This window comes from Tomitella biformata AHU 1821 (assembly GCF_000524475.1).
In the GTDB taxonomy this organism is placed as follows: domain Bacteria; phylum Actinomycetota; class Actinomycetes; order Mycobacteriales; family Mycobacteriaceae; genus Tomitella; species Tomitella biformata.
This window is the reverse complement of sequence record NZ_BAVQ01000009.1, coordinates 84,395-98,615: the sequence shown is the minus strand read 5'-3', so window position 1 is coordinate 98,615 and position 14,221 is coordinate 84,395. Positions and strand designations below refer to the sequence as shown.

At 64.3% G+C, this 14,221-nt stretch carries 9 protein-coding genes and 2 pseudogenes; 6 read left to right on the top strand and 5 right to left on the bottom strand.

Annotation, left to right across the window (positions count from 1 at the left end):
• Positions 1–4: 4 nt before the first annotated feature.
• The 6 genes and pseudogenes from TBIF_RS24375 to TBIF_RS06170 all read left to right on the top strand — a co-directional run.
• On the top strand, positions 5–1,156 hold the full coding sequence (locus TBIF_RS24375) for an acyl-CoA dehydrogenase family protein (protein ID WP_024793979.1): 1,152 nt from the start codon (positions 5–7) through the stop codon (positions 1,154–1,156).
• Between the two features lie 6 nt (positions 1,157–1,162).
• Complete coding sequence (locus TBIF_RS24370) at positions 1,163–2,248, top strand: acyl-CoA dehydrogenase family protein (RefSeq protein WP_084611570.1); 1,086 nt, start codon at positions 1,163–1,165, stop codon at positions 2,246–2,248.
• Entirely contained in the window at positions 2,245–3,057 is an 813-nt protein-coding gene (locus tag TBIF_RS06185; RefSeq protein ID WP_024793977.1) for an enoyl-CoA hydratase, read from the top strand. Before TBIF_RS24370 ends, TBIF_RS06185 begins: the two co-directional genes overlap by 4 nt.
• Positions 3,054–4,628 (top strand): class I adenylate-forming enzyme family protein, encoded by a 1,575-nt coding sequence (locus tag TBIF_RS06180; RefSeq protein ID WP_024793976.1) that lies wholly within the window; start codon positions 3,054–3,056, stop codon positions 4,626–4,628. The genes TBIF_RS06185 and TBIF_RS06180 overlap by 4 nt, the downstream gene beginning before the upstream one ends.
• A 45-nt stretch (positions 4,629–4,673) precedes the next feature.
• A complete protein-coding gene (locus TBIF_RS06175) occupies positions 4,674–6,572 on the top strand; it encodes a flavin-containing monooxygenase (protein WP_084611569.1) in 1,899 nt (632 codons plus the stop codon).
• A gap of 580 nt (positions 6,573–7,152) precedes the next feature.
• A pseudogene (locus tag TBIF_RS06170) lies at positions 7,153–7,764 on the top strand (transposase); the annotation flags it as partial.
• A gap of 311 nt (positions 7,765–8,075) precedes the next feature.
• Here the strand turns inward: TBIF_RS06170 and TBIF_RS06160 are convergent.
• The 5 genes and pseudogenes from TBIF_RS06160 to TBIF_RS06135 all read right to left on the bottom strand — a co-directional run bounded on the left by TBIF_RS06160 (position 8,076) and on the right by TBIF_RS06135 (position 14,171).
• On the bottom strand, positions 8,076–9,686 hold the full coding sequence (locus TBIF_RS06160; RefSeq protein WP_024793973.1) for an ABC transporter substrate-binding protein: 1,611 nt from the start codon (positions 9,684–9,686) through the stop codon (positions 8,076–8,078).
• Positions 9,687–10,420: 734 nt separating this feature from the next.
• Positions 10,421–10,945 carry a nuclear transport factor 2 family protein gene (locus tag TBIF_RS22980; protein WP_024793972.1) on the bottom strand — a complete coding sequence of 175 codons (525 nt, stop codon included), beginning with the start codon at positions 10,943–10,945 and terminating at the stop codon, positions 10,421–10,423.
• A 228-nt stretch (positions 10,946–11,173) separates the two neighbouring features.
• Positions 11,174–11,458, bottom strand: a pseudogene (locus TBIF_RS26170) (transposase); the annotation flags it as partial.
• Between the two features lie 350 nt (positions 11,459–11,808).
• A complete protein-coding gene (locus TBIF_RS06140; protein ID WP_024793971.1) occupies positions 11,809–12,636 on the bottom strand; it encodes an SDR family NAD(P)-dependent oxidoreductase in 828 nt (275 codons plus the stop codon).
• A gap of 20 nt (positions 12,637–12,656) precedes the next feature.
• Positions 12,657–14,171 (bottom strand): MFS transporter, encoded by a 1,515-nt coding sequence (locus TBIF_RS06135; protein ID WP_024793970.1) that lies wholly within the window; start codon positions 14,169–14,171, stop codon positions 12,657–12,659.
• Between the last annotated feature and the right edge of the window lie 50 nt (positions 14,172–14,221).

Sequence of the window (14,221 nt, the reverse complement as noted above, 5' to 3'; positions counted from 1 at the left end):
GAGAATGACACTGGCACAAGAGCATGAGGCCTGGCGGGCCGAGATCCGGGAGTTCCTCGACGCCGAGCTGCCGCAGGAGAACGCCTTCAACCCGGAGTTCGACGACGCCCCGGACCAGTGGGCGATCGCCGTCGAGTTCAGCAAGAAGGTCGCCGCCAAGGGCTGGATCGGACTGACCTGGCCGGTGGAGTATGGCGGCAAGGGGCTGTCCCCAATCGCGAACCAGATCTTCCTGGAAGAGCTATACGCGGCCGACGCCCCGATGATCAACACGGTCGGGATCTTCCTTGCCGCGGGCACCATCCTGGTGGGTGGCACCGAGGAGCAGAAGAAGCGACTGCTTCCGGACATCGCGAACATGCGCACCCTCTGGGCTGAGGGCCTGACCGAGCCGGAGGCCGGCTCCGACTTAGGCGCCCTGCAGACGAAGGCCGTCCTCGAGGGTGACGAGTGGGTCATCACCGGGCAGAAGGCGTTCACCTCGTGGGGGCCGATGTCCGACGTCCTGTATGTGGCCGCGCGCACGGCGACCGACCCCTCTTCGCGCGATGCGATCAGCATCTTCGTGGTCGATCTGCGCAGTCCCGGCGTCACCCTCCACCCGATGCGCAACTACGGCGGCGGCGTCCAGTCCAGCACCTACCTCGATCATGTCCGCGTGCCGAAGACCTCGCTGATCGGCGAAGAGGGCAAAGGCTGGCAGTACATCATGCGGGCCTTCTACGCGTCGGGCACGGTGGAGCCGATCTACGCGATGCAGGAGTCTCGGCTGCGCGATCTGATCGCGCACTGCAAAACAATTCCGGGCAAGCTCGACGATCCGCGCGCGCAGGCCGACCTGGCTGAACTCGCGGGGATGATCCAGACGCAGCGTCTGCTGGCCTACGAGATCATCGGCGACAACGCCAACGGTCGGCAGACCCCGTGGGGCGGCGGCGTCCAACAGGTCGCGGCCAAGGAGTACGAGCCGCTGTTCGCGCAGATCTACGACCGAGTGCTCGGCCCGGCCAGCCAGTTGCGCTCGGGCTCGGCACACGCACCCCTCAACGGAAAGCCCGAGGCGTGGTACCGGCAGTCATTTGCCAACCACGCCGGAGGAACGTCCCAACTCAAGCGGATGGTGCTCGCGACGCGGGGCCTCGGTCTGGCGCGATAGGAGCAGATGATGGATTTGGAATGGGGCGAGGACTTCGCGGCCCTCGCAGATGTCAGCAAGTCGGTTTTCGCGCGGTACTCACCGCTGGAAGACCGGTCGAACGAGGTGCCGTTCGTAGATCAGGTTGCGCAGTTCGCCGAGCTGGGGTGGCTGGAGCTCGGCGATCCGACCGGAGCCGACGCGGATAGCCCAGCGCTCGGCACGATCGCCGGGGTCTTCGTCGAGATGGGGCGCGCGCTGGCCAACACACCACTCCTCGACCTGATGATGGCCCGCGACGCGGCCCTGGCGATCGGCACGGAGATATCGGCGGGCTTCGCCGAGCGCATCGGCAGCGGCGAGGCCGTCGTGATCCCGGTGTTCCCTTCTGCCGAGTGGGGCTCCGCGGTGACGTGTGAGAACGGCGTCCTGCGAGGAATCGCGCTGGCGGTGGGCTACGCCGACCGCGCCAACAGCTTCCTCGTTCACGCCAGTACCGGCGAAAGCATTGTGGCCATTGTGGATTCGAGCTCGGCGATCAGTATCGAGGCGATGCCGAACATGGGTGGGCATCCGATGTTCGCGGTGACCTTCGACAACGTGCCGGTGGCCGACACCGTGGTGCTGGCCCGCGGAGGCGACGCCGACCGCGCTGTCGAGGTCGCCGAGCAGCGCGGCGCGGTGCTTCGCGCCGCGCAGGTCTACGGCTCCGCGCTGCGGCTGCTCGACATCACCGTGCTGTACGCGCAGCAACGGCACCAGTTCGGCGGGCCGATTGGCCGATTCCAGGCGGTGCAGTACCTGTGCAGCGATATTGCGGTCGCCGCGCACCTCACCTCGGCGCACGCGCGCTCGGCCGCTGGAGCCATCGGAGCCGGCCTCGATCCGCAGCCGCACATCGGCTTGATGCGCAAGCAGGCCGCGAAGGCCGCGCTGCAGATCGTCCACTCGGCACACGAGGTCCATGCGGGCATCGGGTACATGGTCGAGTCGAACGTGCATCTGTTCACGGATGCGGCCAAGCGCTGGCAGTACGACTTTGGCTCGGAGGCGCGCAACGACGCCGAGATCGTGTCGGCCCTCGATCGGATCTACACGGGAGCATCGCGATGAGCTACATCAACTACGAGGTGGATGGCGCCGTCGGCGTGATCACCCTCAACCGTCCGGATAAGCACAACGCGCAGGACGCGTCCCTGCTGCGCGACCTCGATGCCCGCTGGCAGCAGGCGGCCACCGACGACGCGGTCAAGGTGATCGTCGTGCGCGCCAACGGCGACCACTTCTCATCGGGCCACGACCTGAAGACCCCGGCACCGGGCTACTTTCAGGAGGGCAAGACAACACTGGAGAGCGCTTACAGCTGGGAGGCCGAGCACTACCTCGGCTTCTCCCGCAAGTGGCGCGATGTGCCGAAGCCGTCGATCGCGGCCGTTCAGGGTGCCTGCGTCGCCGGTGCTCTCAACGTGATCTGGCCGTGCGACCTGATCGTCGCGGCCGACAACGCGTACTTCAGCGACCCGGTCGTGAAATTCGGTGTCGGCGGCGTCGAGTACCACGCGCACACGTGGGAGCTCGGGGCGCGCCGCGCAAAGGAGATGCTGTTCACGGCCCGCAAGTTCACCGCGGCCGAGGCGTTCGACGCCGGCATGGTGAACCGGGTAGTCCCGCTCGATGAGCTTGACGCGCAGACGATGGAATTGGCGCACGAGATCTCGGAAATGGACGGGTGGGGACTGGCCACCGCCAAGCGTGCGGTCAACCAGACCCTCGATGTCATGGGCCAGCAGGCCGCGATGCAGTCGGCATTCGACATCCACTGGCACGGGCACGCGAACGCGCTGCTCCGCACCGGGTACCCGCTCCTGACGCCAGACCCGCTCCCGTCGGGGGCACGTGAGAAGAAGGGGGAGGATTCGTGAACTCGGACCTCGCGCCGAACGACGCGCGCTCCCTGTGGGATCTGCTCGCGATGCGGGTCGAGGCCACCGGCGACGCCGTCGCCATCATCGACGAGTTCGATCGGCGCCTGACTTTCGCTGAGGTCGCCGCCGCCGCCGAGCGCGTCGCGGCCGGCCTACTGGCGCGCGGTATCGAGCCCGGCGCCACGGTGAGCTGGCAGCTGCCCACTCGCATCGACACCATGGTCCTCAGCCTGGCGCTGTCGCGTATCGGCGTGACCCAGAACCCGATCATTCCGCTCTACAGGGCGCGTGAGGTCACGGCCATGGTTGAGCAGTGCGCATCGGAATGGCTGATCACGCTCCCCAAGTTCCGTGGTTTTGACCATCAGGCGATGGCCAATGATCTGCGAGCGGCGAGCGGTGACCGCCTCGAACTGCTTATCGTCTCCGGTGAGTTGCCCGACGGCGACCCGGCCGTGCTCCCCGCCGCGCCACTCGGCCGGGACGAGGTGCGCTGGATCTACACCACCTCTGGCACGACCTCGACGCCCAAGGGCGTCTGCCACACGGACGGCACCCTCATCGCCGGCGGCGTCGCGCTCGCGGATGCGATCGGAGCCAACTCGGACGACGTCGGAACGATCCTGTTCCCGTACGCCCACATCGGCGGCCCAGACCTGTTGATCGCCTCCCTGACCAGCGGCATGTCGCTGGTGGTCATGGAGGCCTACGAGCCGGTCGCGGCGGTCGAGCTGATGCGAAGGACGGGTGCGACGATCACCGGCGGATCGACCCCGCATTACGCCCTTCTGCTCGAGGAGCAGCGGAAGAACCCGGGTACCCCGGTTGTTCCGACGCTGCGCATGGTGACCGGTGGCGGAGCGCCGATGCCCGAGAAGCTGTTCCGCGATGTGCTTGCCGAGGTCGGCGTCCCGATTCTGCATGCCTACGGCATGACCGAGTGCCCGATGATCGCCTCGGCGCGGATGAGCGACAGCATCGAGCAGCTGGCCACCACCTCTGGACGTCCCGTCCTGGGATGCGAGGTGCAGATCCGCTCTGAGGAGGATGACGTGCTGGCGTCTGGCGAGGAGGGCCGGGTGTGGCTGCGCGGCCCGATGCTGTTCAAGCACTACCGGGACAATGGCGAGATCGTCCGCCCTCTCGACGACGACGGATGGATGTTCACCGGTGACACCGGAAGACTCGAGGAGGACGGGCACCTGGTCCTAGTCGGCCGGGAGAAGGACCTGATCATCCGCAAGGGCGAGTCGATCAGTCCAATCGAGATCGAAGAAGTGCTGGCGAAGCACTCCGCGGTGGCCGATGTCGCCGTTATCGGTTTGCCCGACGACAGATCGGGCGAGCGGATCTGCGCAGTGATTCAGCTGTGCGACGGCGCGGCCGACATCGGCGTCGACGAGATCCGGGCCTACTGCCGCAATGCCGGCATCTCGCCGGCGAAGTTCCCCGAAGAAGTCGTGATCGTCTCGGAGATGCCGAAGACGCCGACGATGAAGATCCGCAAGCAGAACCTTCGGCAGTCCGTCATCGACTTGCGGGTCGTGGCCAGCGCAACCGCGCAGTGACACGTGCCCCAGGTCCTCCACCAGACTTGAGAATTGGAAGTTCCCATGCCAGGACGTAGCTATATAGAGCGCGCCGTCGAGTGCGCCGATGCGAACGCGTTGCGGATGGCGCTGTACCAGGCGACCCGAGATGCGGAGATCGCCGCGATCACGCCCGAACGTGTCTTCGGCCCGGCCGCGGACAGAGTCGAGTTCTCCGACGACGACATCGCGCTCATCCGGGTGAAAGCTGTCGAGTACCTGCTCGCCGAGCCCGACGAGTCCGCGTTGCCGGCCCCGTCGCGGGACGAGATAGTCGAGCTGCTTGAGATGGCCGAGGCCCGCAAGCTGGGGCCCGAGGACCTGATCATGCGCCACCACATCCCGGCCTTCGCCGACATGCCGTTCCCGGCTCAGTGGACTGGAGAGAAGGTGGTCCCGGAGGGATACCACGTCGCGATCGTCGGTGCGGGCTTCGCCGGTGTCACCATGGGTGTGCAGCTGGCTCAGCTCGGCATCCCGTTCACGGTTTATGAGCGTCGCTCGGAGGTGGGCGGGGTGTGGAGCGTCAACACCTACCCCGACGTTCGCGTCGACACGCTGAGCTGCATCTACGAGTTCGGGTTCGAGAAAAAGTATCCGTGGACCGAACATTTCGCCCGGCAGTCGGAGGTTCGCGCGTACATCGATCACGTGGCGCACGAGCACGGCGTCTACGAGCACATTCAGTTCGACTCCGATATTCAGGAGGCCCGCTTCGACGACGCGACGCAGCGCTGGACTCTGACCGTGAGCGGCGAGGATTCCACCGCGGAGGTCGAGGTAAATGTGGTGGTCGCCGCTAGTGGCGTGTTCGCGACTCCGCGGGACCTGCCGGTGGAGGGCGTCGCCGGATTTGCCGGGCAGATCGTGCACACCACAGAGTGGAGCGACGACGTCGAGTACGCGGGGAAGAAGGTCGCCATCATCGGCAACGGTTCGACCGGGGTCCAGCTCCTGTCGAAGGTGGCCGAGAAGGCGCAGTCGGTGGCGGTGTACCAGCGGACACCGCAGTGGATCTCGCCGCGTGTCAACTACGGCGTGCCGATCGCCGACGAACTCCAGTGGCTGGTCCAGAAGATGCCCTACTACTGGAACTGGAACAAGTATGTCGCCGGGCTGAGCACGATTGATCTGCGGAACGTGATCATGCCGGACGAGGAGTGGATCGCGAATGGCGGCGACGTGAGCGAGCGCAACGACATGCTGCGCGAGATCCTGGTCGGCTACGTCTCGAGCCAGGTCGACGGCCGGCAGGACCTGATCGATCAGCTCGTCCCGGACTACCCGCCGATGACCAGGCGTCCGGTGGTTGACAACAACTGGTATGCCTCGTTGACCAGGAACAATGTCGAGCTCGTGACGACTCCGATCGATCGGATGACCGACACCGCGATCGTCACCGCAGACGGCGAGGCCCGCGACGCGGACCTGGTCATCGCTGCGGTCGGCTTCCAGACGGAGAAGTACCTCTGGCCGACGCAGTACTACGGCATCGGCGGTGTGACACTGGAGGACGTCTGGTCCCGCCAGGGCGCGCAAGCGCATCTCGGTATGACCGTTCCGGGGTTCCCGAACATGTTTATGCTCTATGGCCCCAACTCACAGCCGGTGGCGAGCGGATCGGGACTGCCCACCTGGTTCGAGATCTGGACCCGCTACATCGCCGAGGGCATCGTCGGCATGATCGAGAACGGTCGTTCGTCGATGGTTATTCGCCAGGACGCGTTCGATGACTACAACGACCAACTGCACGAAGAGGCCAAGAAGCTCATCTACCTGTCGCCGAGCACAGCGACGGAGAAGAACTACTACGTCAACGAGTTCGGTCGGCTGCAGATGAACGCGCCCTGGAGCGGCGAGAAGTTCTACGAATTGTGCGCGAGCCCTGATGAGTCGCACTTCGAGTACACGGACGTGCAGTAGTACTTCCCTCGATAAGCGGAGCGAGCCGAAACCGCCTGTGCCGGTGCTGGATCTAGGATCACCAGCAACGGATCAGCGGTTCGGCTCGCTTTGCACACGTCGTGACATGGGTGCACGGCTGCCGCGCTCGCTCGCACCAGCCGCGAGGCACAGGATCACGGCTTCGAAGCGCCGCATTGGGCTCTGACCTGCGGCGCCGATCGCTGGCGAGCCGCCCAGTCGGTAGACGCAGCTCGGGAATATACGGCGGATTCGGGGGACTGATCATCGGGTCCCGCTCGAGTTGACGCAGAAGACGATTGCGTCAGCCAGTCGGCATGCGAACTGTAAAGCGGCCCCGACTCGGGCATGGGAATAGCACTCCGTGGCCTCTGATGTCTAGCCTCGGGCTTTCACGCTGATTGAGCGACACGCCCCCGAAAAATAGAAGAATGGTGCTCTGACCTGCGATAATTGGACTTGCGACGGTTCAATAATCTTAGGAACAAGGAGCACCATTCTGGTGAGCAACTCTACAAGCCCGTACCCCGCTTTGTCCCCCGACACCACCGGAACCTCGATCGTGTCCCACGCTGGCACTTTGAATGAGACCCTCGCGGGGCTGATCAACATGATCCCGAAGGACGGGTGGACTCCGGCCTACAACGCCGATCGGATGCCCCGCAAAGGCGCATGGGTCGCCGAGCTCACGCATATGGCGGACCTGTCGTGCTGGCCGGACGGGATGTGGCTGATCATCCGCAAGGAGCGTCCCGACCCGGGCGCCCAGTTGCGGTTCACCGACGTTGACGGCCTGCGGATCACCGCGTTCGTCACCAACACCAAGCGCGGGCAGCTCGCTGACCTGGAGCTACGGCACCGTCAACGCGCGCGCTGCGAGGACCGGATCCGAAACTCGAAGGACACCGGCCTGACGAATCTCCCGCTGCGCTACTTCGGCCAGAACCAGATCTGGCTCGCGATCGTCGGCCTGGCGACGGAGCTGACGGCGTGGATGCAGATGCTGGCCCTGACCGGCCATGAGGCGCGGCGGTGGGAGCCGAAACGTCTCCGCCTGCGGATGTTCTCGATCGCCGCGAGAATCTCACGGCACGCCCGCCGCACCTGGCTGAGATTGTCGGCGCACGCGCCGTGGTCGGAACTGGTTGCCCACGGTCTGGCCAGACTCAAAGACTTGCCCGCCCCGTCCTGACCGGCGGGGGCCAGCATCGACGAGATGAAAGAGCGAATCTTCTTCTGGGGCAATGGAACCCAGACCTCATCCGCGGTCAGCGGGCGATGCCTGGGTGCCATCGGCCGAATCTCGGCCTGAAATCCGCAATCCGAAACCGATCAGGCCAGCACCGGCACCTCATGAAAGATCGAGGCTAGCGTCAGACGCACTAATAGATCGGGAATATGGCCCGCGGCCAGGTCGGTGATGACCTGGCCGCGGGCCAGTAGGTATTCGGCATTTGAGAAGCGCAACTCAGCCAGCCGTCCGCGGGAGTGATCCAGGCAGAGTCAGTCGACGATGTATGCCTTGTCGAGCAGCAAGATCTGCTCGATCGAGGGGGTAACCCCGTGGACGTTCTCCGACCATGCGATGAACACCTGGCCTGCGGAAGCCCACGTGAGGAACGGCTGCTCCCGGTTGACGAACTCCTGAATCTGGTTGATCGCCGCGCGCTTGGCGTCGGCGTCCGGTGCCGAGAGCACCTCGCTGAGCAAGGCGTCCATCTCCGGGCTCTTCAGACTGATGGTGTTGTTGCGCGTGCTCGATAGCGTGTTGAACAGGCGGATCTCTGGGTCGATATCGGACACATCGTAGGCACCCCACGTCATGTCGTAGTCGCGGTCAACGATTGTGCGGACCACCATATCTGTGGCGGTGCTGACGTACTCGATGGTCGTGTCGAAGCCAACGGCGTTGAGCTGTGCCTGCACCGCGAGGGCAACCTTCTGCTGGTCAGGGGTGTTTACAGTGAGATAGGTGATCTTGCCGTCGAAGCCTTCCGCCTTCGTTTGATCGAGCAGATCCTGCGCCTTCGTTGAATCGGGCTTCACGCCAGTGGCATCACCGTGCCACACGGACTGCGGCCCGAACATATCTGAGCCGGCCATGCCCGCGCCGTCCCAAGCCCGCTGATTCACGACCTCCGGATCTATGGCATAGGCCATTGCCTGGCGCACCCGAACATCGGAGCCCGGACGGCCAGGAGCATTGTTGATGTTGCCGAGTATCGACATATTGGTGATGTCGAGGAATCCGGGGAACTCCCCCTTGGCCGTGCTGGTGGTGTCCGCCTCACGTAGGTAGATCATGTCGAGCCCACCAGTTCTGAGCGCATCAAGCTTCGGTTGCTCGCCAGCGATCGCGACGAACCGAAGCCCGTCGAGGTGGGGCTCGCCGCCCCAATAGTCGGAGCGCGCCTTCAGCCGGAGCTCCTGTGCCGGTTGCAAGCTCTCGACAGTGAACGCGCCAGCGCCAATGGGAGTGAAATCCTCCCCCTGTAGCGCGGACGGCGCGACAATCATGCCGTGCCCGTAGGACAGGATTGCAGGGAAGTTCTGCCACGGCTGGCTCAGCGTGAACTCGACTGTGGTGGAGTCCTTTGCCACAGTGCTCTGCACCATCTCTTTGAACAATGCTGAGTATGCGCCGCCCCGCTCGTTATACCGGTCGATGCTGGAGACCACCGCGTCCGCGTCGAAGGCCGTGCCATCGCTGAATCGCACGCCCTCTCGGAGTTCCAATGTCCACGTCAAGTAGTCGGGACTCGCTTGGATCGATTTGGCCAGCTGTGGCTCGAAACTGTGGGAATCGTTGTCGTACTTGATCAGAACGTCGTACACCGCCGCCAGCTCGGTGCCGCCAGTGGACCCCGCCGGGTGCGTCACGGTGGGATCGAGGCTCGCGACCGGCGCATACCCCGCGAAGCTCAGCACACCACCCTTGGCCGGGCTGCTCGGGGCGACCTGACTGCCTTGGATGCCGCGCGTCCCCAAAGTCTGGTCCGAGGACGCCCCGCCGCTGCTGTCGCTGCTACCAGCGTTCGCGCACCCCGCCAACACGGCGCTACTCACCATGATCCCCGCTAAAGCCCGGCCAAGCCGGGAGTGCGTTCGCTTCATTGATCTCTCCTCATTGATCGGACGCTGCTAGAAATCCGTACTGGTGGTGACAGGGAACACAGTAGCCAGTGGCCACAGTTGAGGCAACCATTGGAATGGGGTTTGCGATGCGAAGCCCTGATTGCGCTTTGCCGGATTTGGAATCTGTGGTGGCTTAGCGGGTAGGAGGTGGCCGAAAAGTCAAGTGTGCGTAAGGATTTGCGTAAGGCACTGCAGGGCCGGTCTGGATTCGGTAGAGGGCGCTCAGTGGTTGCCGCGCAATTGCGCCATCTTCAGCGAGGTGCTCGCACCGAGGTGTCCTTCGCGGTTGACGCTTGCCAGCCGGCGATCGCCAGCGAGAAGCAGTCGATCACAAACGCCGCGTGGGCGAACCATATGCCCGCATCGTGTAGGGGGTGTTGTGCGCTACCGCGCATCGCCTCGGACGGCACCGAATGTATGTGGAATCCGTGGCCAGTTTGGGGGTCGGCCCTCGGCCGTGAACCCTCGATCGAGCAGGTCGGACCTCGCTGGCTGTCCTTCCCGCCAGGAAATCGTGGTGCGGTGCCGGTGGGCCCCGGACGGGGTCGCATAGACCCCGTTTCGCATGTGTCGGTCGACGGCGCGCGCGGATAAAGCTGTCATTTGTACGGCAGCAAACTCGGCATGGCATCCAGATGCGTTGGGGCGCAGCGCCTGATCAGCGGCATGGACCAACGCGCTCGCCGAACGGCTGCCCGTCGGCGGTCTCAACGCTACTGTGCGGGCGCGGGGCCGTGGCCTGCCGTCGGCACTTCACGTTCCGTCGCTCGGGCGTCGAGACCGCTGCCCGACGGGTAGCCGATCGTGGTCGACTGCTCCCGGGAGAACGTCGTCGTAACACGGCGCGAGATCAGCCAGGTTTTGTCGACGCGGGTGTAGGCAACGTCGTAATACCCGACCATGTTCACCTGCGGAGCGCCGGGATCCCGCGGCCAGACTCCCCGGTATTCTAGGTGGATTCGAGCAGTGGCCGTGCCATCGAGGATGGTGACTTGGGGCAGGTGGAACAGATGCAGGCCATCAAACGGTGCGTTATCGCAGAAGTCTTTCAAGGCGGCCCGTCCCTGTACGAATGTCGCTCCAGCGTCTCGTGACTGGTAGATCCCGTCCGGGGTGAACAGGCCACTCCACGCATCGCCGTCGTGGTCGTCGAAGAATCGGGAGTACTGTCCTTCCAGCTCCAATAGTTCGATGCGATCTTCCAGTGCGCGGACGCGGGCACTGAGGTCTTTGCTCATTGAAGGAACTTAACAGGCGGCGTTCGCCCATTCGGCCGGGGCACGCATCGCGGAGAACAGCTGGTCGGGACCGCGGGTGTCCGGGTGCAGATCACGACCCCTGGTCGGCACCTCGATGCTGGGATACACGAGCCGAACGGCTCCATGCTCTACGAGATTCCGGCTACCTTGCCGGTGTTGGCGGGGTCGTTTCGGCAGGAGCCGATGTACTCGTATCAGCTCACTGTCGCTGCTCCCGCGCGAAGTGAGCCGCTGCTTCTTCCGGAACGCCGTCTCCGCGCGAAGCTCGGCATTGTACCGCTCCACCTCCTTCAGACGTGCCCGCTCATCGAGCGTCACCTCGGTCTCGGTGCCCCCATGGGCCTGGCGGTACTTGTGCAACAAGGTCCGCAGGGTTTCCGTGCCGACGCCGTAGGCCACGGCGACGTCTTTGATCGTGCGCGAGGTGGTGACGACCTCCTGGCACAGCTCGTCCTTGAACTCCCGGCTGAACCGTCTGCGTGATCCGCTCACCGCTGATTCTCATTTCAGTTGATCGCTCACCTTAGGAGGGTCTACCGTCCGAGATTGCGACAGCAGGTCAGTCTGGCAGATTGGGAGCATTCCTTCCCCGTCTTGAGCGGTGGGGCCAGCACGGATGCGGTGAAAGACGCGGATCTTCTTCTGGGGCCGTGGAGCCCGGATTCGGTCGCTGGCAGTGAGCGAATCCGGGCTCCATTGGCCGATACAGAACCTGAGAACCGTTATCTGAAACAGGTCAGGCGAGCAATTCGCGGACTCCTGAGGCTAATCGAGAGCCCCGAGGGGTTGGCGTCGAATCTCCGCGACGGGGAATCGGTCGGCGTCTTCCAATGGCGATCCCGTCACGCCGGAGCGAAGGGGGCCGGAGGCGTGAGATGCGCGAGATGCTCGGCTCGGTAAGTGGCGAAGGCGGTGAGCTCCTCAGGTTGGGTGCCAATCCAGAAGGCACCGTCGGCGGCCTGGGCGAGGATGGTCTCTGCCGCCTGGGCCGGTGTGATTCCGTTGCTGAGATACTGATCGAGTTGATCGCGCAGGCCTTCGCCGCTGGCGCCGTTGCCCGTCGCGGACGAGTAGATCCGAGTCCGCACGGCCCCGGGGAGCACCGCAGACACCTGCACAGGTGCGCCAGCAGCCTGGACATCCAGATAGAGCGTTTCACTCAGCGCGAGTACCGCGTGCTTGCTTGTGAGATATGGGGACTGGAGCGGCCCCGCGCTTAGCCCGCCGATTGAGCTGACATTGAGTACGTACGCCTGCTCGCCTGCATTGATCATCCGGGGCAAGAACGAATGCACGCAGTTGACGACACCGCCGACATTGATCGAGAGCAGCTGGTGCCACCGCTCGACCGGCACCTCCCAGAACAGCCCGGGCGCCTCGACGCCCGCATTGTTGACGAGCAGCCGAATCGATCCGAACTGCTCATATGCACTTGCCGCAAGGACCTCGACCGAGTGTGGGTCGCTGACATCAGTGCACATCGCGAGCGTCCGCGTTCCACCGCTGGACAACTCCTCCGCGACTGCCTCGACTCGACTCGAATCGATATCTGCGAGTACGACATTCATGCCGAGAGCGGCTGCATGGCGGGCAAGTCCCTCGCCGATGCCAGAGGCTGCGCCGGTGATGACGGCAGTGCCTCCGGCAAAGATCTCGTGTGCTGTGGACATGGGATTCCTTCCTTGGGTTGTCAAGACTGGTCTGCTTTGGCGCCTGCCAGCCCACGCGCTGGCAGGCGCGGGGCGGCTGCGCCACCGGTGGCCGGGCTGCGCCCGTCCTTCATCCTCATCGCGACAACAAGCCCGAGGACCGCTGACACGGCGGCCGCCAGTAGCGCGTATGTGAATCCGGCTTCGCTGTATACGATCTGGCGGACGGCTGGCTCCGTCGGCAATGTGTTCGCGGCGAGCACCGCACCGAGCACGGTGACTCCCAGAGCCGGTCCGAGGCTGTTCACACAGCCGACCATCCCGGCGCTCGCCCCGGTCTGGGAGGCTGGGACGGACTCGACGACAAGGTTGGCTTGGGACGCATAGAAGAATCCCATGCCGAGGCCGTACAACCCTGCTAGGACAGCGATCTGCCAGAGGTGATCGTGGTAGAAGGCCAGCAACGTCACGCTGATTGCAAGGCTTGCCATCGCGATAATCAGGCTGCTCCGCGGTCCGCTCCGGCGGGCGAGCAAGCCGGCGAGCGGCCCTCCCACCATTCCCGCGAGGCCATGTGTCGTGGTCCATAGTGCGTATGCCAGCGCAGTCAGCCCGAACCCGTATGAGATTCCAACCTCTCGCGGCGTCATCAACATCAGCGGCAGTGCGAAGGCGAACCCGCCGATCACGAACGAGGCGAATAGGCCGGCGAGCATGCTATCGCGCATGACCGGCATCGCAAGCAGACGGATGTCGACCAGGGGCTGTTCCGTGCGCAATTGGTGCGCGACAAAGATCGAGGTCAGCACCAGCGAGGCCGCGAGCGCGCCAAACACACGAACCGAGCCCCACCCCCACTGAGGTCCCTGACTGATGCCGAGGAGCAGCAGTGCGGCGCCGCCGCCGAGCAGGATCGCGCCGATCCAATCGAGTCGATGGCGCAGGCGCAGCGGTGACTCGGAAGCCAAGAGGTAGACGATGGGAGCCAGGATCACCACATAGCCGAGTAGGAACCAAAAGATGGCGCGGTAGCCGAACTCGGTGGCGAGATATCCGCCGAGGATCGGACCGATGATTCCGTTGAGGCCGATACCGGTGGACACGGCGGCCAAAGCGATTGGAACCATGCGCTTCGGAAATGTGTCACGGATGAGGCCGTAGGCGATAGGGGTGATGCCGATGCTGGTGGCTTGGAGAACTCGGCCGATGAGCAGGAGTTGGAAGTTGGGCGCGGTGGCGCAGATTAGCGAACCCAGGGCGAACAGGCCGGCGACGCACATCAGCATGCGCTTCTTCCCGTAGATATCGCCGAGCTTGCCGATGATCGGCATAGCGATGATGCCGGTCAGGCTGACGGTAGTGAGCACCCAGCCGATGTGCGGGGTGGGGAATTCCGCTGACATGTAGCGCAGCGACGGATATATCATGCTGAATTCGAGAGGAGCGATTTCGAATAGCAGCACGATCGAGGCGAGGACGGCGATGTAGTGCCGAGTGGTCTGAGTGGGTTCGTCGAGATTATTGGATGGTGTCAGTGGGTGCACTTGGTTCGTCACAGATTGTTCTCTCAATTAAATGTGTGTTCGGGTGTCAAGGCGGGCTCTCG

What these genes read in the sequence shown, in the direction of transcription:
- TBIF_RS24375 (WP_024793979.1), top strand. Translation starts at nt 5, where the DNA reads ATGACACTGGCACAAGAGCATGAGGCCTGGCGGGCCGAGATCCGGGAG.
- TBIF_RS24370 (WP_084611570.1), top strand. Translation starts at nt 1,163, where the DNA reads ATGATGGATTTGGAATGGGGCGAGGACTTCGCGGCCCTCGCAGATGTC.
- TBIF_RS06185 (WP_024793977.1), top strand. Translation starts at nt 2,245, where the DNA reads ATGAGCTACATCAACTACGAGGTGGATGGCGCCGTCGGCGTGATCACC.
- TBIF_RS06175 (WP_084611569.1), top strand. Translation starts at nt 4,674, where the DNA reads ATGCCAGGACGTAGCTATATAGAGCGCGCCGTCGAGTGCGCCGATGCG.
- TBIF_RS06160 (WP_024793973.1), bottom strand. Translation starts at nt 9,686, where the DNA reads ATGAAGCGAACGCACTCCCGGCTTGGCCGGGCTTTAGCGGGGATCATG.
- TBIF_RS22980 (WP_024793972.1), bottom strand. Translation starts at nt 10,945, where the DNA reads ATGAGCAAAGACCTCAGTGCCCGCGTCCGCGCACTGGAAGATCGCATC.
- TBIF_RS06140 (WP_024793971.1), bottom strand. Translation starts at nt 12,636, where the DNA reads ATGTCCACAGCACACGAGATCTTTGCCGGAGGCACTGCCGTCATCACC.